Source organism: Sphingomonas sp. 179-I 2A4 NHS (assembly GCF_045369135.1).
In the GTDB taxonomy this organism is placed as follows: domain Bacteria; phylum Pseudomonadota; class Alphaproteobacteria; order Sphingomonadales; family Sphingomonadaceae; genus Sphingomonas.
Genome location: NZ_JBIQFL010000002.1, coordinates 447,205 through 467,826, shown reverse-complemented (window position 1 = coordinate 467,826; position 20,622 = coordinate 447,205). Strand labels below are relative to the sequence as shown.

Here is a 20,622-nt window from a genome sequence, read left to right as displayed (position 1 = left end):
AGCCTTCAGCGCCCCTCACAATGTCCTGAGCGCCCGCGCAGGCCGCAGCGCCATCAACGGCAGCGAACCGGCAAGCCCGATCCCCAGCGTCAGCAACGCCCCGCCGCTCAATGTCGCCAGCACCCGGGTCCAATCGGGCGCCCAACCGAAATCGAACACCTGCACGATCACGAACCACGCCGCCGTCATCCCCAGCAGCAACGAAACCAGCGCAAGGATCGCGGCCAGCAGACCATATTCCAGCGCCTGCGTGCCGAGCACCTGCCAGCGCGTCGCCCCGAGCGTCTTCAGGATCACGCTGTCATAAGCGCGTGACTGGCGCGACGCGGCGATCGCGCCCACCAGCACCGCGATCCCCGCCAGGATCGCGATCGAGGCTGCAGCCACGATCGCTTGCGCCATCTGGTCGAGGATCGAGCTCACCTGCCCGATCACCTCACTCACCGCGATCACCGATGCGCCCGGAAAGGCGCCAAGCAGCGCCCGCGTGACCGGCCCCTCGCTCGCCTTGTCCATGGTGATCGTCGCCGTCACGCTGTGCGGCGCCGCGGCCAGCGTGTTGGGGGAGAACACCATGATGTAGTTGAAGCCCATCGTGTCCCAGTTGATCTTGCGCAGCGAAGCGATCCGCGCCTCGGTCTCGCGCCCCAGCACGCTCACTGTCAGCGTGTCTCCGACACCGATGTTCAGCACCTTCGCCGCCTCAGCATCCAGCGAGACGAGCGGCGGGCCGGCATAATCCTTCGGCCACCATTGGCCGGCGACCAGATCGCTCCCCTCTGGCAGCACGTCGCTATAGGTCGCCCCGCGCTCACGGCCGAGGAACCACGCGCCTTCGGGCACTTCCTTCAGATCGGCCACCCGCTGCTTGCCATAGGCGACGATCGTTGCGCGCAATGCGGGCACGACATTCAGCGCGGCGCCAGGCGCGGTTTCGTCCACCAAAGCGCGGAAGCGCTGCGCATCCGCAGAGGGCACGTCGAGGACGAACAGGTTCGGCGCCTTCTTCGGCACCGTCCGCTCGATCTCAGCCGCAAGGCTGGTCTGGATGCCCGCCAGCGTTACGAACAGGGTCAGCGCCAGCCCAAGCGCCACCACCAGCGCGCTCGTCTGCGCCCCCGGGCGATGGAGATTGCCGAGCGCAAGGCGGAACAGCGGGCGACGCGGGCGCGGCAAGCGCCGCGCGAGCCGCGAGACACCCCAGCCGAGCGCGAGCAGCAGCAGAAGCACCCCGGCGACTGCGCCGAGCACGGCCGCCGAGAACAACGGCTCGCGCGACGTGCCCAATGCCACCGCGATCAGAGCGGCTGCCGCCCCTGCCACCCACAGGGCCGTCCGCCGGTCGATCGTCAGCCGCGGATCGACCAGCGCCCTGAAGATCGCTGCCGCTGGCTGGGTCCGCGCACGCGCCAGCGGCGGCAGCGTGAAGGCCAGCGCGATCAGCACGCCGTAGATCGCGCTCGTCGCCAGCGGCAGGGGATGGATCGCGAAGCCGGGGCGCACCGGCAGCACGTCCCCCAGCGCCGCGACGATCCCCGGCGGCACCAGCGCACCGACGATCAACCCGAGCGTGATTGCCAGCGCGCCGACCGCCGCGATCTGCAGCAGGTAGATCCGCGCAATATCGCCACCGCTGGCGCCAAGCACCTTCAGCGTCGCGATCGCACTGCGCTTCTGCGCTATATAGGAGGAGACGCCGTTGCTGACGCCGATCCCCGCAATTACCAGCGCGGCAAGCCCGATCAGCGACAGGAACTGCCCCATCCGCTCGAAGAAGCGATTGGCGCCGGGCGCCGCACGCGTGTGATCCTTCAACGACCAGCCAAGCGGCGCATTGGCTTTCTCCAGTTGCTCCCGGAGCGCAGGCGCATCGCTCCCGGCGGGCAGCCGTACGCGATACTTGCTGTCGTAGAGACTGCCGGGCTGGATCAGTCCGGTGCGCCGCAACCCTTCCATCGAAACGATCGCGACTGGCCCGAGCGTGAAGCCTTCACCCACGCGATCGGGCTCGTCGCCGATGATGCCGGAGACCGTGAAATCCGCCTCGCCATAACGCAGGCGCGCGCCCGGCCCGATCGCGAGCCGATCCGCCAGCGCTTCTCCGATCACCACCTTGTCGGGATCTAGCGGCGCATAACGGCCCTGCTTCAGCGTCAGCGTGCCGTACAAGGGATAGGCGCGATCAACGCCCTTCAACTCGGTCAGCACCGCCTCGCGCGCATTGCCGCGCTGCCCGCCCAGCGCGCGCGCCATGGCCCGCAGCCGGATCGTCTCGCTCACGATGCCCAGCCGGCGCAGCTCAGCGATGCGCGGCCCGATCTCGCGCTGCATCATCGCGATCTCGATGTCACCACCCAGCAAGGTGCGGCCGCGCGCCGCCAGCTCCTGCGTGATAGACGCCGTCAGGCTGCCGATGGCGGCCAACGTCGCCACGCCCAGGAACAGGCAGACGAACAGCAGCCTTAGCCCACGGAACCCGGCATGAAGATCGCGCCGCGCGATACGCCATGCCGCGCCCCAGCGTAGCGCGTTCAAGCGCGCCGCTCCCCGATGATCCGCCCGTCACGCATCTCGATCACCCGCTCGCATCGCTCGGCGAGCGCCGGGTCGTGCGTGATGATCAGCAGCGTCGCCCCGGCCGCGCGCTGGCGATCGAACAACAGCTTGATCACCGACGCGCCGGTGCTTGCGTCGAGATTGCCGGTCGGCTCGTCGGCGAACAGGATCGCGGGACGGGGTGCTACGGCGCGTGCAATCGCCACCCGTTGCTGCTCACCGCCGGACAGTTGTGCCGGATAATGATCCATTCGGTGGCCAAGGCCTACCGCTTCCAGCTCGGCTGCAGCACGGGTAAACGGGTCGTCGGCGCCGTCCAGCTCCAGCGGAACGGCGACATTCTCCAGCGCCGTCATCGTCGGCAGCAGGTGAAAAGCCTGCAGCACGATGCCGATCCGCCCCCGTCGGGCCTTCGCCAGCCCGTCCTCGTCGAGGCTGCCGAAATCCACCCCGCCGACGCTCACGCTCCCGCCGCTCGCCCGCTCCAACCCGGAAAGCACCGCCATCAGCGACGATTTGCCCGATCCCGATGCGCCCAGGATCGCGAGGCTCTCGCCCGCAACAATGTCGAGATCGACGCCTTTCAGCACGGAGACTGGCGCCGAGCGGCTCCCCAGCATCAGCGTGACATCGCGCGCGCGGACCGCGATAGAAGCGTCCGGTGAAGACATGAGAGGGGACGCTCCTTGAAGATGGCGACGCAACATGTGGTAGCAGCGCTCGCGCTTGTCCACCTAGGGGCGGGTTGCAGCCAACCCACAGACGACGCGTCCGTCACGCTTAACAGCGCCAATGCGACAGCAAGCGCGCCCGCCACGCGGGCTGCGGAAACGGGCGAGACCAAGCTGGTCGTGGCATTCGGCGACAGCCTCTACGCCGGCTACAATCTGGCGCCCGGTGAAGGCTTTGCACCGGTGCTGGAACGCGCATTGAAGGGCCGCGGCATTGCAGCGCAGGTCGTTAACGCCGGCGTCTCCGGCGACACCAGCGCAGGCGGGCGTGGGCGCTTGGCCTTCGTGCTCGACGGTCTGTCGCGCAAACCGGACCTCGTGATCGTCGGCCTCGGCGCGAACGACATGCTGCGCGGCCTCGAGCCTTCGCGCACGCGCGAGAACCTCGAGGCGATCCTCGCGGAGTTGAAGAAGCGCGGAATACCCGTGATGCTGACCGGCATGGTCGCGGCGCCCAACATGGGCGCGGACTATGCGGCGAGCTTCAACGGCATCTATCCTGATCTGGCGAAGAAATATGGCGCGCCGCTTTATCCCTTCTTCCTCGATGGCGTGATCACCAACCAGTCGTTGCTGCTGGGAGACGGCATCCACCCCAATCCGCAGGGTGTGAAGACAGTCGTGGCCAAGGTCGAACCCATGGTTTCCGCCGCACTCGAATAACGCAGCCGCTCAGGCGGCGGGCGGCTCCCACAATTCGATCGCATTGCCTTCGGGATCGTGGATCCGCGCGAAGCGGCCGGTCTCCACCGAATCCCACTCCGGCCGCGTCTCCACGCCGATCGCGCTTGCCTCAAGCTGCGCGATCATCCCGGCCAGATCCCGCACCCGAAGGTTGATCATGAAGGCCTTGTCGGCGGGGAAGTAATCGGTGCTCGCTTTGAACGGCGCGAACACCATCGGGCCGCCCTGCACCTGCCAATACCATTCGTCAGCCGCGCCTTCCCCGGTCGCGTCACAGCCCGCACCGACGCCCAGATGCTGGCGGTACCATTCTGATAGCGCATCGGGATCCTGCGCGCGGAAGAACAACCCGCCCATTCCCATCACCGGCATCCGGTCCTCCTTCTGGCGTCAGGCAGCCAACTCCAGCGCGCGCCCGGCCGCCGCATCCAGCAGCCGCTTTTCCAGCGCCTTCAGCCGCGGCCCGGCGGCGATCTTATCACCCGTCAGGTCGGTGATGTAGAAGGTATCGACCGCGCGCTCACCGTAGGTCGCGACATGCGCCGAATGGATCGTCACCTTCGACTGGAACAGCGCATGGGCCAGCTGGTTGAGCAGCGCCGGGCGATCGCGCGCATTCACCTCCACCACGGTGAACCGGTTGGACGCCTTGTTGTCGACCAGTACGTTGGGCTCGATCCGGAAGGCGTCGGCGCGGGTGCGCGGCAGCGGTTTCGCCTTCAGCCGCTCGACCAGCTGGCCGCGATTGGCGAGTGCATCCTCGATCGCGGCACGCAGCCGGCCGAGCTGCTCCTCCTCGTCGAACGGGCGCCCATAGGGATCCTGCACGAGGAAGTTGTCCAACGCCATGCCGTCCCGCGTGGTGTGGATCCGCGCATCGATGATGTTGCCGCCGGCAACATGGATGGCGCCGGCGATGCGATAGAAGATGCCGGGATGGTCGGCGGCATAGACGGTTACCAGCGTCGCGCCGCGCTGCGCATAGACCTGCGCATCGATCCGCAGCTGCGCATCGCCAGCGCGCGTGATGAAGCGGGCGTTGTGCGCCAGCACATCATCCGGTTCGGCGATCCAATAGGCTTCCGGGAAACGGCGGACATAGCGGGCGAGCGTCTCCTCATCCCATTCCATCGCAGCGGCGAGGTTCGCCTGCTTGGCCGCGATCCGCTCGCTCCTCCCCTTCTGCTTGTGGCCAAGGCGAAGCACTTCCTCCGCCGCTTCGAACAGATCGCCGAGCAGCTGCCGCTTCCACCCGTTCCATGTGCCCGGCCCCACCGCGCGAATATCGACGATCGTCAGCACCAGCAGCAGGCGGAGCCGCTCGGGCGATTGCACGATGGCGGTGAAATCGAGGACCGTCTTGAAGTCGGAAAGGTCGCGCTTGAACGCCGTCGCCGACATCAGCAGGTGGTACCGGATAAGCCAGGCCACCGTCTCCGTCTCTGCCGGGGTCAGGCCGAACCGCGGGCAAAGCCGCTCCGCTACCGCCGCACCGAGCACCGAATGATCGCCGCCGCGCCCCTTGGCGATGTCGTGCAGCAGCACCGCGACATACAGCACCCGGCGCGACAGGATCTGGCCCAGGATCGCGGTGGCGAGCGGATGGTCCGCCATCAATTCGCCGCGCTCGATACGCGACAACAGGCCGATCGCCCGGATCGTGTGCTCATCGACCGTATAATGGTGGTACATGTCGAACTGCATCTGCGCGACGACGCGGCCGAAATCGGGCACGAAGCGACCGAAAACGCCCGTCTCGTTCATCCAGCGCAGCACCAGCTCCGGATCGCGCGGGCTGGTGAGCACGTCGAGGAACAGCGCGTTGGCGCGCGGGTCGGTGCGCACCTCGTCGACCAGCTTGGCATCACGCGTTGCCGCGCGCGCGGCGAGCGGATGGATCTCGACACAGTGAAGGTCCGCCAGCTGGAAGATCTCGATCAGCCGCACGGGATCTTCCGCGAAGAAATTGTCGTGCGGCAGCGCTAGGCGGCCGCGATCGAGCACGAAGCCGTTGAGCTTGGTCGGCCGCCGCCGCAGTCGCGGCAGGCCGAAGCGGCGCCCGCGGGCTGCAAATTGTTCGTCGAGATGCGCCAGGAAGACGCCGGTCAGCGCGCCGACCGTCTTCGCCTGCAGGAAGTAATATTGCATGAATCGCTCAACCGCCGCCTTCCCGGGACGGTCGGAAAAGCGCATCCGCTCCGCGATCTCGCGCTGCATGTCGAAGGTCAGCCGGTCCTCCGCCCGCCCTGCGGCGAGATGCAGGTGGCAGCGGACCGCCCAAAGAAAATTGTCGGCGCGGTGGAACAGCCGATACTCGGACGCGGTGAACAGCCCCACGGTGACGAGTTGCCCGGCGCGCTCCACGTCATAAACGTACTTCCCGATCCAGAAGAGCGCGTGGAGATCGCGCAGACCGCCCTTCCCTTCCTTCACGTTGGGCTCGACGACATAGCGCGTGTCGCCCATCTTCAGGTGCCGTGCATTCCGCTCAGCCAATTTGTCGGCGATGAACTGGCGCTCGGTCCCTTGCGTCACCTCCGCCTTGAAGCGGGCCATCGCCTCTTCGTACAGCGCCGCATCTCCCCAGACGAGCCGGCCTTCCAGAAGCGCGGTGCGGATCGTCACGTCTGCCTTCGCCTGGCGCACCATCTCGTCAAGCGAGCGCGATGAATGGCCGACCTTCAGGCCGAGGTCCCACAAGGCGTAAAGCGTCGATTCGATGACCTGCTCGGCCCAGGGCGTCTGCTTCCAGGGAGTCAGGAACCCGATGTCGACGTCCGAGAACGGCGCCATCTCGCCCCGTCCGTATCCGCCCACCGCGACCAGCACGAGCCGCTCGCCGCCGGTCGGGTTGCTGAGCGGGTAAAGCCGCCGGGTCACCAGATCGAGCAGGATGTGCAGCAGCTGATCGACCAGGAAGGCCTGCGCATTCGCTGCCTCCAACCCGCGCGACGGCCGCTCCGCAAGTCGCCGCGCGATCTCATTGCGGCCTGCATCCAGCGCGTCCTTCAGCATCGCGGTCGCGGTGCGGCGGAGCAGTGCCGGATCGTCGATCTCCAGCGCGGCGATGGCCTCGGCAAGAGCGCGCCGATCGACGATCGCGCGGCGGTTCGGCAGGTTTTCGAAACGCGAGCTCATGGCCTTGCGGTACGGCAAAGCGCAGTCACTTGGAATGCGCGGTTTCGTTCCTATATCGGAACGATCGTCAGCAGTTCCGCTCCGTAGGCGCTGGCGGCTGAGAGACTTGCGTGCTCCCGCTTACGCCACGGGAGCCACGATCATCGATCTCAATCAACTTCTCGCGCGGCACCAAGTGTCGCTGATCCGAACGGCGCACGCCGCTACTCCTGAGGCGCGGCGTGTCAACGCCGGGCTGACACGCGGCTACGCCGCACAGATCGCAGGGCTGCAGGCTTCGTCTGGTGCTACCAACCCGCTGCGGGAGATTGCGTTTTGAGCGCCGAAACGACCGACATCGCTACGTCTGCCGAAGCAGCACCGATCGAGCCGACAGAAGACCGGAAGCCGATGCTGCGGCGCCGGCAATTCCGCCCCGCCGCCGTTAAGTCGAAACTGTCCGCCGATGAAGCGGATCGCCAGGGTCGCGCCGTCCGCCTCGCCTTCGAAGTGCTCGGCCGGGATGCGGCGCGCGCTTTTCTCAACGAGCCGCACGATACGCTTGGCGGCCGACCGCTAGACATTGCAACGCAAAGCGCCGACGGCATGCTGGCTGTGGAAGACGCGATCAACCGGCACGCTGCGGCCTGACTGGGCACCGCCGGCAGACCTCGTCAGTACATGTGCTGCCCACCGTTGATCGAGAGCGTCGAGCCCGTGATGAACCCGCCCTCTTCGGAGCATAGGAAGGCTACGCCCCGCGCGATCTCGTGTGCCTGGCCGAGGCGTCCGACGGGGATCTTGGCGACGATCTTGTCGAGCACCTCCGGCGGCACTGCGGCGACCATGTCGGTATCGACGTAGCCCGGCGCGATCGCATTCACCGTCACGCCGGCGCGCGCGCCTTCCTGTGACAGGGCCTTGGTGAAGCCGTGGATGCCGCTCTTGGCTGCCGCGTAGTTCACCTGGCCGTATTGGCCCGCCTGGCCGTTGATCGAACCGATGTTGACGATCCGGCCCCAGCCACGCTCGCGCATGCCGGGGAACACTGCCTTCGCCATGTTGAAACAGCCGCCAAGGTTTGTGTCGATCACGTCCTTCCACATCTGGTACGTCATCTTCATGATCGTGCCGTCACGGGTGATGCCCGCATTGTTCACCAGCACGTCGACGGGGCCAAGCTCGGCCACGACCCGGGCGACCCCCGCCTGGCAGGCGTCGAAATCGGCGACATCCCATTTATAGGCCTTGATTCCGGTGCGGCTGGTGAAATCCGCTGCGCGCTCATCGTTGCCGCAATAATTGGCGGCGACGACCATGCCCATGTCCTCAAGCGCAAGGCTGACGGCCTCGCCGATTCCGCGCGTGCCGCCTGTGACGATCGCCACCCGTGCCATTGTCGCCCTCCCTCGATGAACCCGGCGAGGCTACGGAAGACGCACCCAGCCTTCAAGTTCCCGTGCGATTACCGTGCGCAACAAAGTGATGCCTTCCGGGCTGTCGTTGAGACACGGCAGATAGGCAAAGTCGGTACCGCCCGCCTCGAGGAACGTCTCGCGGCCGCGAATGGCGAGCTCCTCCAGCGTCTCGAGGCAGTCGGCGGAAAAACCAGGCGCGACGATGGCGACCTTGCGCAGGCCCTTCCCCGGCAGGGCGGCAAGAACCGTGTCCGTCGCCGGCTCCAGCCATTTGGCGCGGCCAAAGCGGGACTGGAAGGTGATCGCCACCTCGCGACCCAGCGCTTCGCCGAGCAACCGCGCAGTCTTCTGGCACTGGCAGTGATAGGGATCGCCAAGCTGCAGTGTGCGCAGTGGCATGCCGTGAAAGCTTGCGATCAGCGCGTCGGGGACGAAGTCGAGCGTCGCGATGCCTCCCTCCACCGACGTCTTCAGTGCGTTGATGTAAGCGGGATCGTCGTGATAGGGTGGCAGCGTGCGGATCGCCGGCTGCCAGCGCATCATCGCCAGCTTCGCGAATGCTCGGTCGTTCGCGGTTGCCGTCGTGGCAGCGGAATATTGCGGATAGAGCGGCGCCAACAGGATGCGCTCGCAGCCTGCGTCCTTTAGCGCCTGCACCCGGTCGCCGATCGCCGGGCGTCCATAGCGCATGGCGTAATCCACCATGACGTTCGGCCCGAACGCCCCCTCCAGCGCCTTTGCCTGTGCACGCGTAATCGCCGCCAGCGGGGAGCCGTCCTCGCGCCACACCTGCGAATAGGCGTGGGCGGATTTCTTCGGCCGCGTCGTCAGCACCGCGCCGCGCAGGATCGGCTGCCAGATGAACTTCGGGATCTCCACCACCCGCGGGTCGGACAAGAACTCCGCCAGGTACCGCCGCACCGCCGGCGGATCAGGCGCGTCAGGTGTGCCGAGATTGATCAGCAGCACGCCGATACGGGGCTTCGGGATAACGGGATGATCGGCAGGCTTGGTCATGACGTCCCAAACGGAAGGTGGCGAAGCCGGTTGCCCGTCGCAGCGAACAAGGCGTTGGCGATGGCGGGCGCAACGACGGGCACGGCAAGATCGCTGACGCCGCCAGGGTCCGCCGTGCTGGGGATAAGCTCCACGCTGATCTCCGGCGTGTCGACGAGGCGCGGCAGCCGCAGGTCGCCCAATCGCCGCTGCGCAGCGATTCCGGCGGTGAACTCGGGCGCCGCACCAGTCGCAAGGGCAACGCCGAAGACGATCCCGCCCTCGATCTGCTGGCGAACGATGTCAGGATTGATCGCTCGCCCGCAATCGACAGCGGCGACGATCCGGTCGACCCGCGGCCGTCCGGCACCGTCGAACTGCGCCTCGGCAAGCAGCGCGATCACGCTTCCCGCCATGGCATGGCAGGCCAGCCCCTGCGCGCTTCCCGCTCGGCCGCCGTCCCACCCCCCCAGCGACGCTGCAGTGGTAAGGCAGCGGACAAGCCTCGCATCATGGCCGAGCATACCAATCCGGAACGACATCGGCTCCGCGCCTGCGCGCCGCGCGAGTTCGTCGATGAAGCTTTCGGTGAAGAAGACGTTAGCCCGGTCTGCGCCGCCCCGAAGGTGACCAACCGGAAGACCAATCGTGGCGGGGTGATGATCCACCGCCATTGCGGGCAACCGATACGGCGGCACCGCGCCGGACATGGCATAGTGATCAGCCGCGGTTGGCAGCAGCGAGGCCGCGCTCATCAGCGGGTCCGCGGGCACCAGTCTTGCTGCCAGGGCCGCCCCGGTCGCTGGCGTCGCGACTTTCGCCTGCCAACCAAGGATCCGCCCGTCTCCGGATAGCCGCGCGATCATACGTGCCTTGGCTGGCGCGCCGAATCGATCGTGCACGATCGCCTCCCGCCGGGACCAGGTCAGCTGCACCGGGCGCTTCAGGGTCACGGCTAGGATAGCCGCTTGCTCCCCCGCGTCGACCTCCAGCGCCTGGCCAAACGACCCTCCTGCCAGCATCGGGTGGATCGTCACGTCGCGCTCCCGCACGCCGATCGCGCGCGCGGCGGCCGCGCGCGCCGCGGTCGGCGCCTGCGTCGGGATCCACAATTCCAGTCGGTCGCCATGCCACCAGGCGGTCGCCGTCGGTGGCTCAAGCGCGGCATGAACCCCAAGCCCAACGGCATAATCCGCCTGCCCCAGACTGCCGCGGAGTGCTTCCTCGACGTTCCCCGATGCGGCGTGCCTCAATCCTTCGGCGTTCAAGGCTGCGTCCAGCGCGCTTGTGATGGTACGATCATCGGTCAGCGCGCCGCGCGTCTCGAAGCGCGGTGCTAGCGCCGCGATCGCCTGGTTCGCTGCCCACCAATTGTTGGCCACCGCCGCGATCCAGCGAGGGTTCTCGATCACTGCCACCACGCCGCGAACACGATCGGCTGCCGCCTTGTCAGCACGCACCAACCGGCTCGCGCCGCCAGCCGGTCCCTGCGCGATGCTGGCGAAGACCATGTCGGGCAGCCGCACGTCGGCCGCGAAATTGGCCGAGCCGTCGACCTTGGCCGGCGCGTCGAGACGCGGCAGATCGCGCCCACTCAGCCGCCCCTCGTCGCCAACACGTAGCGGCAGGTCCGTCGGCAAGTCGCCCGCTGCGGCTTCCGACGCCAGCTCACCGAAGCGCAAGCGGCGCTCGCCCGCAACAACGAAGCCGTCGCGCGTTTCGCACTCTTCCCAATCGATTCCCCAGCGCGCCGCCGCTGCCTTCGCGAGCAGCACCCGCGCTGCGGCGCCAGCTTCCCGCAGGCTCGCCTCGAACATGCGGATGGCGGTGGATCCCGCGGTCAGCATCATTGCCGATCGCACCCAATGCTCGCGGCGCATCGCGCCGGGCACCCGGCCGAGGCCGAACAGCGCCTGCGCCGCCAGCGGGTTGGCGTAGATCGGGCTCGGCAGCGCCGCCTCGACGCCAATGGTGCGCCAGTCGGCGCCGAGCTCATCCGCCAGGATCTGCGGCAAGGTGGTATAGACGCCCTGGCCATGCTCTGTCTGCGGCACGGCGACCGTGATCTGTCCGCTGTCCGCGATCTTGAGCCAACCGCCCAGCGGCGTCTCATGCAGCCCAGGGGCCAGGTCGACCACGTAGTGCCGTGGCCATGCCGCCCAGGCCACGGCCAATCCCAGCCCGGCACCCCCGGCCACCAGAAATGAGCGGCGTGAAACCATCGCCGCGGGCTTAGCCATGGATCAGGCCGCCGTCACTTTATTGGTATCGATTACACCAATCGCCCCCGTCGCTCGCCGATTGGCGCCGACGGGAACTGAAAGGCTGCGATCAGATCGCTGCGGCGAGGGCGCGGTACTTCTTGCGCAGCGATACCTTGTCGATCTTCTCGGTGCCAAGGCGCGGCAGCGGATCGTCCGACAGCCAGATCTTCGCCGGCACCTTGAAGGCGGCGATGTGCTGGTGAAGGAAGGCGATCAGATCATCCTCGGCGACGGCGCCGCGCTGGCGCAGATAGACCACCGCGCCCGGCACCTCGCCATATTTCTCGTCCGGCAGGCCGAACACGGCCGCCTCGGCAACATCGGGATGATGGTAGAAAGCGGCTTCCACTTCCTGGCAGCTGATATTCTCGCCGCCACGGATGATGATGTCCTTCTTGCGATCGACGATGAAGAGATAGCCGTCCTCATCGAGATAGCCGATGTCACCGGTGCGGAAGTAACCGTCGGCCGTGAAGCAGTCGGCCGTCGCTTCCGGCTTGCCCCAATATTCCTGGAAGTTCGCGACCGAGCGGATCGCGACTTCGCCGCGCTCGCCCCGGGGCACCGGCTTGCCCGCATCGTCGAGGATCGCGAGATCGACCAGCGGCATCGATGCGCGACCGGCCGAGTTCGGCTTGGCGATATAGTTCGTCCGCCAGTTACCCGTGCCGATGCCGTTCGTCTCGGTCAGGCCATAGCCGATCAGCGGCGCACCCTCCATTTCCTGGTCGATGCGCTTGACGTGCTCCACCGGGCGCGGTGCGCCGCCCGCGGCGATGTCCGCCATGGTGGAGAGGTCGTACTTGGAGCGGTTCGGATGCGTCAGCATCTCGAAGCTCATCAGCGGCACGCCGACGAAATAGGTGATCTTCTCCTTCTCGATGAGGCGCATCGCCTCCTCGGCGTCCCACTTCGGCATCAGCACCAGCTTGCGGCCGATGGCGAAGGACTGGAGCATCACAGGCACTTCGGCAGTGACGTGGAACAGCGGCACGTTGAGCAGCGTCGACGGTTGGAGCCCGCTTGCCTGCCCTTCCTGCGCCGCGATCGCGAGCATCATCATCGCCGACGCGAGATAGTTGAATACGCCCTGCATCACCTGCCGATGGGTCGAAAGCGCGCCCTTCGACTGGCCGGTCGAGCCCGAGGTGAACAGGATCGTCGCGTTGTCGTCAGGGCCCACTTCCGGCAGTTCGGCCTCACCGCCGGAACGCAGGATCGTCTCCAGCGCGGTGTCCAGCGGCTGAAGATCGTCGAACTCCACCACCTTGGCGCGCAGGCCGTCGATCGCGGCCAGCCGCTTGCAGCGCGGCGGATCGGCGAAGACCAGGGTGCAGCCGACGTCCTCGACGCCAGCCTGCAGCTCTTCCGCCTGCCACCAGCCGTTCAGCAGCGTCGCCACGCCGCCTGCCATCAGCACGCCCATGTAGATGACGATCCACGACGGCGAGTTGCGTGCCGCGATGCCGACGCGGTCACCCTTCTTCACGCCGAACCCGCTCACCAGCGCCATCGCGACCTGGGTCGCCTTGGCATGCACGTCGCCGAACGTCAGCCGCTCGTCGCCCGCAACCAGGAACTCGGTGTCCTTAAACTGCGCGCAATAATGCGCGAAATAGGCGTTCAGCGTCGGCGGAGCGGCAGCGATGATCGGCAGCTTCTGCCCGAACCGTTCGACTGATCCGAGCGCAAGCGGGCCGCCTTCCGCCGTCATCGCGGCCATGATTGCGTCCATCTTGAGATCGAGCTCGGTCTTCATTCAGTCTCTCCGCTACGCTTTCGTCTGGGCTTGGTGTTGATCGCCCGCCCCTTTATGGAGGCAGGACGCCAGAGGGGAAAGCCTTGATCCTGCCATTGCTTGCCGCCGCCGGTGGCCACATCCGGTTCGCGGACCTGGGGCTCCACCCAGATGTCTTCTCGATCGGCTTCTTCACGCTTCGCTGGTACAGCCTTGCCTATATCGCGGGCATCGTCGTCGGCTGGTGGTATCTGCTGAAGCTGCTCGATCAGCCCGGCGCACCGATGGCCCGGCGCCATGCCGACGATCTCGTATTCTACGCGACGCTCGGCATCATCCTTGGCGGACGAATCGGCTATGTGCTGTTCTACGCCCCGGAAATGATCCTCCATCCGCTGCGCATCCTGCGTTTGTGGGATGGCGGCATGAGCTTCCACGGCGGGGTGATCGGCACCAGCCTCGCGATCATCCTGTTCGCACGCAAGAATGGGCTGAACTGGCTGCGAATCCACGATTACGTCGCCTGTGTCGTGCCTTTCGGCCTGTTCTTCGGCCGACTGGCGAACTTCGTGAACGGCGAATTGTGGGGGAAGCCAACGGACGTGGCATGGGGCATCGTGTTCGAGCGCACCGTGCCCGCGGGCTTTGCCGAGCCTGCTCGCCATCCCAGTCAGCTGTACGAAGCGGGGCTGGAAGGCATCGTGCTGTTCGCGATCCTCTGGTATTTCTTCTGGCGCACCAAGGCGCGGTACGAGCCGGGCAAGCTCGTCGGCATCTTCCTCGTCGGCTATGGCCTGGCGCGCTTCTTCGTCGAATTCTTCCGCGAACCGGATTCGCAATTCGCCGGCACCTTCTTCGCCACCACGATTCACATGGGGCAGATCCTGTGTCTGCCGATGATCGCTGGCGGACTGTACCTCATCGCGACGGCGAAGGCGCGGCGGCAGCGGGTGGAGCCGATCGCTGGGCCTGAAAGCGTCGCCTGAGCGGCGCCCCGCTTGCGGCGCGCGCGCGGCAGGGGCATGCCGCGCGTGATGACAGAGCAGCCATCACACCCCCCCGCCGACAGCACTGAGGGCAGCCTTCCCGATCGCTTGGCGCGCGCGATCACGCTTGGCGGGCCGATCCCGGTCAGCCAGTATATGGCCGCCGCGAACGCGCATTATTACGCGACCCGCGACCCGCTGGGCGCCGGCGGCGACTTCACCACCGCCCCGGAGATCAGCCAGATGTTTGGCGAGCTGATCGGCCTGTGGGCGGCGGACCTGTGGGATCGCACCGGCCGCCCCGAGATCCATTGGGTGGAACTCGGACCCGGCCGGGGGACACTGACTGCCGACGCGCTCCGTGCCGCCGCCAAGGCGGGGTTGCGTCCGCCGGTCCATTTTGTCGAGACGAGCCCGGTGCTGCGCGGCGAACAGGCCAAGCGGGTGGCGGACGCCACATGGCACGACGATGTCGAGGATCTCCCGACAGATCGCCCGCTGATCGTCATCGCAAACGAATTCTTTGACGCACTCCCTATCCGCCAGCTCATCCGCGGCCGCGCGGGCTGGCACGAACGGATCGTCGCCTGCCAGGACACGCTGTTCCTGCCGATCGCGGGCGCGCAAGTACCAGACAGCATCATCCCTCCCCATCTCGTCGAGGCGCCGATCGGCGCGATCATCGAGACGTCGCCCGCCAGCGTCGGGATCACGCGTGTCCTCGCGGCCCGGATCGTGGCGCAGGGCGGCGCCTTGCTCGCGATCGATTATGGCTACGAGGGTCCAGCGCTCGGAGAGACGTTGCAGGCAGTGCGCCATCATGGCTTTGCCAATCCGTTCGAGGAACCGGGGGAGCGGGATCTCACGGCGCACGTCGATTTCGCAACGCTTGGCCTGGTTGGCACCGCAAGCGGGGCGAAGGTGTCCGGCCCTGTCGGTCAGGGCGCGTTCCTCACCGCGCTTGGGATCGACGCCCGCGCCGCCGCACTCGGGCCGAAGGTGGCGCCCGATCGCGACCGGCTGGTCAATGACATGGGCACGCTATTCAAGGTTCTGGCGACGCGCCACCCGGAATGGCCCGAACCAGCAGGATTCGCATGATCGACTATCGCAATGCGGTCAGCACGGACGGCGCCGCCCTTGACGCCATGGCGCGCCGCGTATGGCTGGCAACCTTCGCCCATTCCGCACCCAAGGCGGACATCGATGCTTATGTTGCGAACGCTTATGGCGAAAAAGGCCTGCTCCGCCGCCACCTCGCCGATCCCGCCTATGACTTTCAGATCGCGTTGAAACAGGGGGCAGTGGTTGGCTATTGCAAGCTTGGCCCGACCTTCTTCGATGGAGAGATCCCGACGGACGAGACGGTCCATCTCCACCAGCTCTATGTCGATCCGGCGGAGCATGGCAGCGGCGTGGCCGCCACGCTGCTCGGATGGGCCGCTGATACGGCCCGCCGCCGAGGTGCCACGGCACTGGTCCTGACGGTGTGGGAGGAGAATCTGCGCGCCCGCGCCTTCTACGAGAAGCATGGCTTCATCCATGTCGGCGACTATGCCTTCAAGACCGGCAGCCAGATCGATCGCGACATGATCATGCGGCTTGCGCTGTGAGCGGCGCGGTTCAACCGATCCGCGCGGCGGCGCTGTCGGGCGTGCCGCATGGCTTCCTGGGGCGGCAGGGCGGCGTGTCACAGGGCGCGATGGCTGGCCTCAACGTCGGCATCGGCTCGGAAGATGATCCCGCCGCCGTCGAAGAAAACCGGCGCCGCGCGACTGAGGCCGTCTTGCCGGGCGGCGCACTCGTCACCTGCTATCAGATCCACTCTGCGGATTGTGTCACCGTGTCCGCCCCGCTGGCGGAGCGCCCACGCGCCGACGCGCTGGTCACCAACCGTCCCGGCCTGGCGCTCGGCGTGCTCACGGCCGATTGTGCGCCGGTGCTTCTGGCGGATGCGGAGGCAGGCGTGGTCGGCGCCGCCCATGCCGGATGGAAGGGCGCGATCGGCGGGGTCACCGACGCGACGATCGCCGCAATGGAGGCGCTGGGGGCGCGGCGCGACCGGATCGCGGCCGCAATCGGCCCATGCATCGCGCGCACCAGCTACGAAGTGGACGCCGCCTTTCGCCGGCGTTTCGAGGAAGACGATCCTTCCAACGAGCGGTTCTTCGCCGATGCGCGCGATGGCCACGCTCAGTTCGATCTCGAAGGATACGTGATGCAGCGCCTGGCGCTCGCCGGGGTGCGCCGGATCGAGGCGCTCGGCTTCGACACCTATGCCGACGAAGCTCGCTTCTACAGCTACCGCCGCGCGACCCACCGCGGCGAGCCGGGATACGGCCGACAGATCGCCATCATCGGCCTCCTCTGAACGGCCTCGCCAGCCCCGCTGAGTTGACCAAGGACTGACAAGAAAACGCCACCCCGAAGCAGCTTCGGGGTGGCGAAGTCGTGTCCCTATTGCTGTGCCACCGGGGGCGCCGCGCGGCACCCCCTTGCGCTGCCGATCAGAAGCGCTTGCGCAGCGTGATGCCGTAAGTACGCGGATCGCCGAGGAACGCCTCGAACAGCTGGTTCGACGGCGAGGTGCCCAGGCGGATCGTCTGCGCGACGCTGCCAGCACCCTGGAACGGCGAGTTGAACGCGACCTGCTGGTAGTTCACGTCGAACAGGTTCTGCACCCAGCCTTCGATCGCCCAGTTCTGGTCCGGCCCGCGCAGGCCGACGCGTGCGTTGGCGAGGAAGAAGCCATCCTGGCGCTTCTCGTAGAACAGGTCCGAACCGGTGTTGTAGTCACTGGTCATGCGGCCATCGACATAGAACAGCGCGGTCAGGCCCGAGCTGCCGATGTCCGGCGTCCAGCTGACCGAGCCCGTCACGACGTTACGCGGCGCGTTCGACATCTGGCTGCCGGCGAGCAGGAAGAGCGCCGGATCCAGCGCCTCACCCGATGCCGAGCCGACGAGGTCGCGTCGGAACTTGGTGTCGGCCAGCGTGTAGCCAAGGTTCACCGCGAAGTTGCGTGCCGGGTAGAAGCCCAGTTCCAGCTCGACGCCCTGGCTGCGCACGCCCGGCTTCACGTCGCCGTTGCAGACGCCGGTCAGTGCCGAACCGTCCTGGTCCGCACCGTTCAGGCTGTTGGCGCACGAACCGATGTTCTGCACGACATAGTTGGTGCCGTTGAACGTGTTCAGCTGGAAGTTCTCGAAGTCCGAACGGAAGACCGTCAGGTTGGCGGTGAACTTGCGGGTCGAATACTTGATACCCGCTTCGTAGCTGTTCACCAGCTCCGGATCGAAGCGCAGGTTGGTCACATCGCTCGAGCGGCGCGGGGTCAGCGCGCTGCCCAGGTCCGAACGATCGAGGTTGTAGCCGCCCGCCTTGTAGCCGCGCGAGTAGCTCGCATAGACCATCAGGTCGCGCGTCGGCTTCCACGACACCACGCCCGTGCCCGTGAACTCGCTCTCGCTGAACCCGTCACGCAGGTCGAGGCCATTCAGCGCCACCGACGAGTTGCCGGTGCAGCCCAGCGTGATGATGCCACCGGCAAGCGCTGCGGTCGCCGGGCTGGCGAGGAGCGGGCCAAGGCTCTGCTGCAGCTGCGGGCAGACCGTGTTGGTGTTGTCGAAATTGGCGTGGAAGTCCTTCGCCTCATGCGTCCAGCGCAGGCCGGCGGTGATCGACAGCGTGTCGGTCAGCTTGAAGATGTTATGCGTGAAGAACGCATAATTCTCGCTGTCTTGGTAGTAACGCGCGTTACGATCGCCCAGGTTGTTCAGCGTCGACAGCGTGCGCAGGCCATTGATCAGCGCCGGGCCAACGCCAGGGGCTGCAGCGAAGGCACCGTTAATCGTCGCCGTGCCGAGCGGGCTGAGGCAGCCCGGCGCGGTCGGATCGCGCAGCGCTGCCGCCGGGCTGACTGAAGCAACGATGCGGCACGATGCGAACGCGCCATACTGCGAACCGAACTGCAGGTTGTCGCCAACCACCAGATCCTCGTTCGAGTAGTAGCCGCCGACGAGCCAGTCGAGGCGATCCTCGAACAGCGAGCCCTGCAGGCGCACTTCCTGGGTGAAGGTGTGGAACTGGCGGAACGCACGGCCGTCGTCGGCGCGATAGCCGATGTCGACATTGCCATAGTCGATATCGGACGCATTGCCCGACTTGTATTCGCGGTAGGCGGTGATCGACGTCAGCGCGACATTGCCGAAGTTATAGTCGATCTGCATCGACCCGCCGTAATCCTTCGTCACGTTGGAATAGGCGCGGCCAAGCGTGTTGGCGATCTTGCGGTTGTACGGATCACCTGCGCTCGGCAGCACGCCGCCCAGGCTGCGCAGGATGTCGACGATACGGTTGCCGTTCGGGTTGGTCGTATAGTCGCCCGGGAAGCCCGGCGTCGGATCCAGCTTCTCGCTGGTGTCGACGTACACGGCGCCGCAGCACTTCTCGTCGCGCCAGGTGTAGTCACCCAGCAGGCGGACGGTCAGGTCGCTGGTCGGTTCGAACAGCAGCTGGCCCCGCACGAACCAGCGATTGCGATCGTTGTAATCCGTGTTGTTGACGACATCGTCGAGGAAGCCGTCACGCTTGTTGAACACGCCGTCGACGCGGAATGACAGCACGTCCTTCACGATCGGGCCGGTCACCGCACCCGCAAGGCGGATATTGTCGTAATTGCCGTACGTGCCCTCGAGATAGCCCCCGAAGTCGTTGGACGGCATCTTGGTGTAGATGTTGATCGCGCCGGCCGAGGCATTGCGGCCTGACAGCGTGCCCTGCGGCCCGCGCAGCACTTCGATCCGGTCGATCTCGCCGATATCGTTCAGGCCCGAACCGGTACGGCTGCGATAGACGCCATCGATGAACACCGCGACCGAGCTTTCGAGGCCGGGGTTGTCGCCCACGGTGCCGATGCCGCGAACGCGGGCCGTGGCGTTCGCCTCGCTGCCGGTGGAGGACACCTGAAGCGACGGGGCAAGCTGCGTCAGGCCGCGAATGTCGTTCGCGCCTGAGTTCTGCAGCGCGGCCTGGCTGACGGCGGAAACCGCGATCGGCACGTCGGCAAGGCGCTCGGCGCGACGGGTTGCGGTGACGACGATGTCGCCGGCACCAAGCTCATTGGCGCCAAGGTCGGTGTCGCTGGCGGGTGCCTGCTGCGGCTGTGCGACCGAGCCTGCTGCGGCGGGGTCCTGGCTCGGCTGCTCCTGGGCAAGCGCGGGCAGGGCGGCGAAGAAAACAGCACTGGACAAAAGCGAGGCTACGCGACGCATCGGGCTCTCCGATTTTCTTTTTTGAAGATTGGGTTTGGAGCCGTGCCTTTAGCGCCACCGAGAGCCGCACATAGATTTTTTTGTTCCAAAAGTTACTTTTCGAATGTGGCTGTCGCCCGGATGCCACGATTGGTCCGCAATGGTCCCTATCCGCTATGTCAGTTGACGCTACGGCAGACACGAAAAAGACCGCCCCTGAGCCAGGAGCGGCCTCGATTTCGCTTGAAGCTACGGAAATTATTTCGGCGCGAGCACCATCAGCATCTGGCGGCCTTCCATGCGCGGGTAGGCTTCCACCTTCGCCACTTCTGCCACCTGCTCGGCAACGCGCTGGAGCACCGCCATGCCAAGCTGGCCATGGCTCAGCTCACGGCCGCGGAAGCGCATCGTCACCTTCACCTTGTCGCCGTCGCCGATGAACTCCTCCACCTTCTTCATCTTGGTGTCGTAGTCGTGATCGTCGATGTTGGGACGCATCTTGATCTCTTTGATCTCCTGCGTCTTCTGGCTCTTGCGGGCGAGGTTCGCCTTCTTCTGCGCCTCGTACTTGAACTTGCCGACATCGAGGAACTTGGCCACCGGCGGATCGGCGTTCGGCGACACCTCGACGAGATCGAGCCCAAGCTCCTTGGCCTGCTCCATCGCTTCGCGGGTGTACATCACGCCGAGATTCTCGCCCTCGTGATCGATCACGCGGACCTTGGGGCTCTGGATCCATTCGTTGAATCGCGGCCCGTTCATCGGCGGCGCCTGCATCGGCCGGCGCATCATTGGCGGACGTATAGTTGATTCTCCTGTTGATATATCAGGCCCAATATAGGGCTTCGGTTCGCATTCCGAAAGATGCGAAACGGCCGCC

At 66.4% G+C, this 20,622-nt stretch carries 16 protein-coding genes; 6 read left to right on the top strand and 10 right to left on the bottom strand.

All coding sequences use genetic code 11. The annotated features are described in order from the left end of the window. Window positions 1–15: 15 nt before the first annotated feature. Window positions 16–2,535, bottom strand: coding sequence for an ABC transporter permease (locus tag ACH0CP_RS05450; protein WP_406888350.1), 2,520 nt, complete (start codon window positions 2,533–2,535; stop codon window positions 16–18). Continuing rightward, the gene (locus ACH0CP_RS05445; protein ID WP_294444222.1) at window positions 2,532–3,227 is read right to left on the bottom strand and encodes an ABC transporter ATP-binding protein; all 696 of its coding nucleotides are present in this window, start codon (window positions 3,225–3,227) and stop codon (window positions 2,532–2,534) included. Before ACH0CP_RS05445 ends, ACH0CP_RS05450 begins: the two co-directional genes overlap by 4 nt. 21 nt (window positions 3,228–3,248) lie before the next feature. Between ACH0CP_RS05445 and ACH0CP_RS05440 the strand changes: the two genes are divergently transcribed. Beyond that, the gene (locus ACH0CP_RS05440; protein ID WP_294444223.1) at window positions 3,249–3,950 is read left to right on the top strand and encodes an arylesterase; all 702 of its coding nucleotides are present in this window, start codon (window positions 3,249–3,251) and stop codon (window positions 3,948–3,950) included. 9 nt (window positions 3,951–3,959) lie between these two features. Here the strand turns inward: ACH0CP_RS05440 and ACH0CP_RS05435 are convergent, their stop codons facing one another. After that, window positions 3,960–4,343: a VOC family protein gene (locus ACH0CP_RS05435; RefSeq protein WP_294444224.1), complete on the bottom strand. Its 384-nt coding sequence runs from the start codon at window positions 4,341–4,343 to the stop codon at window positions 3,960–3,962. Window positions 4,344–4,361: 18 nt separating this feature from the next. Then, window positions 4,362–7,109, bottom strand: coding sequence for a [protein-PII] uridylyltransferase (locus tag ACH0CP_RS05430; RefSeq protein WP_294444225.1), 2,748 nt, complete (start codon window positions 7,107–7,109; stop codon window positions 4,362–4,364). A 315-nt stretch (window positions 7,110–7,424) separates the two neighbouring features. Here ACH0CP_RS05430 and ACH0CP_RS05425 point away from each other — a divergent pair, with 315 nt between their 5' ends. Further along, window positions 7,425–7,739 carry an antitoxin Xre/MbcA/ParS toxin-binding domain-containing protein gene (locus ACH0CP_RS05425; RefSeq protein WP_294444226.1) on the top strand — a complete coding sequence of 105 codons (315 nt, stop codon included), beginning with the start codon at window positions 7,425–7,427 and terminating at the stop codon, window positions 7,737–7,739. A 23-nt stretch (window positions 7,740–7,762) separates the two neighbouring features. On the opposite strand, the gene phbB is transcribed toward ACH0CP_RS05425, so the two are convergent. The 4 genes from phbB to ACH0CP_RS05405 all read right to left on the bottom strand — a co-directional run bounded on the left by phbB (window position 7,763) and on the right by ACH0CP_RS05405 (window position 13,525). Continuing rightward, complete coding sequence (phbB, locus tag ACH0CP_RS05420) at window positions 7,763–8,485, bottom strand: acetoacetyl-CoA reductase (protein WP_294444227.1); 723 nt, start codon at window positions 8,483–8,485, stop codon at window positions 7,763–7,765. A gap of 30 nt (window positions 8,486–8,515) precedes the next feature. Continuing rightward, window positions 8,516–9,523, bottom strand: a complete 1,008-nt coding sequence (gene hemH, locus ACH0CP_RS05415; RefSeq protein WP_294444228.1) for a ferrochelatase — start codon at window positions 9,521–9,523, stop codon at window positions 8,516–8,518. Further along, entirely contained in the window at window positions 9,520–11,742 is a 2,223-nt protein-coding gene (locus tag ACH0CP_RS05410) for a xanthine dehydrogenase family protein molybdopterin-binding subunit (protein ID WP_294444229.1), read from the bottom strand. Before ACH0CP_RS05410 ends, hemH begins: the two co-directional genes overlap by 4 nt. A gap of 91 nt (window positions 11,743–11,833) precedes the next feature. Then, window positions 11,834–13,525 (bottom strand): class I adenylate-forming enzyme family protein, encoded by a 1,692-nt coding sequence (locus ACH0CP_RS05405; RefSeq protein ID WP_294444230.1) that lies wholly within the window; start codon window positions 13,523–13,525, stop codon window positions 11,834–11,836. 83 nt (window positions 13,526–13,608) lie between these two features. Here ACH0CP_RS05405 and lgt point away from each other — a divergent pair, with 83 nt between their 5' ends. The 4 genes from lgt to pgeF are packed head-to-tail and all read left to right on the top strand — an operon-like array spanning window position 13,609 to window position 16,861. After that, window positions 13,609–14,490 (top strand): prolipoprotein diacylglyceryl transferase, encoded by an 882-nt coding sequence (lgt, locus tag ACH0CP_RS05400; RefSeq protein ID WP_294444231.1) that lies wholly within the window; start codon window positions 13,609–13,611, stop codon window positions 14,488–14,490. 48 nt (window positions 14,491–14,538) lie between these two features. Further along, on the top strand, window positions 14,539–15,591 hold the full coding sequence (locus ACH0CP_RS05395; protein ID WP_294444232.1) for a class I SAM-dependent methyltransferase: 1,053 nt from the start codon (window positions 14,539–14,541) through the stop codon (window positions 15,589–15,591). Continuing rightward, the gene (locus ACH0CP_RS05390) at window positions 15,588–16,103 is read left to right on the top strand and encodes a GNAT family N-acetyltransferase (protein ID WP_294444233.1); all 516 of its coding nucleotides are present in this window, start codon (window positions 15,588–15,590) and stop codon (window positions 16,101–16,103) included. The genes ACH0CP_RS05395 and ACH0CP_RS05390 overlap by 4 nt, the downstream gene beginning before the upstream one ends. Beyond that, window positions 16,100–16,861 (top strand): peptidoglycan editing factor PgeF, encoded by a 762-nt coding sequence (gene pgeF / locus ACH0CP_RS05385; protein WP_294444234.1) that lies wholly within the window; start codon window positions 16,100–16,102, stop codon window positions 16,859–16,861. Before ACH0CP_RS05390 ends, pgeF begins: the two co-directional genes overlap by 4 nt. 136 nt (window positions 16,862–16,997) lie before the next feature. Here pgeF and ACH0CP_RS05380 read toward each other — a convergent pair whose 3' ends face one another. Continuing rightward, window positions 16,998–19,763, bottom strand: coding sequence for a TonB-dependent receptor (locus ACH0CP_RS05380; RefSeq protein ID WP_294444235.1), 2,766 nt, complete (start codon window positions 19,761–19,763; stop codon window positions 16,998–17,000). 237 nt (window positions 19,764–20,000) lie between these two features. Next, window positions 20,001–20,534 (bottom strand): translation initiation factor IF-3, encoded by a 534-nt coding sequence (infC, locus tag ACH0CP_RS05375; protein WP_406875831.1) that lies wholly within the window; start codon window positions 20,532–20,534, stop codon window positions 20,001–20,003. Window positions 20,535–20,622: the final 88 nt, after the last annotated feature.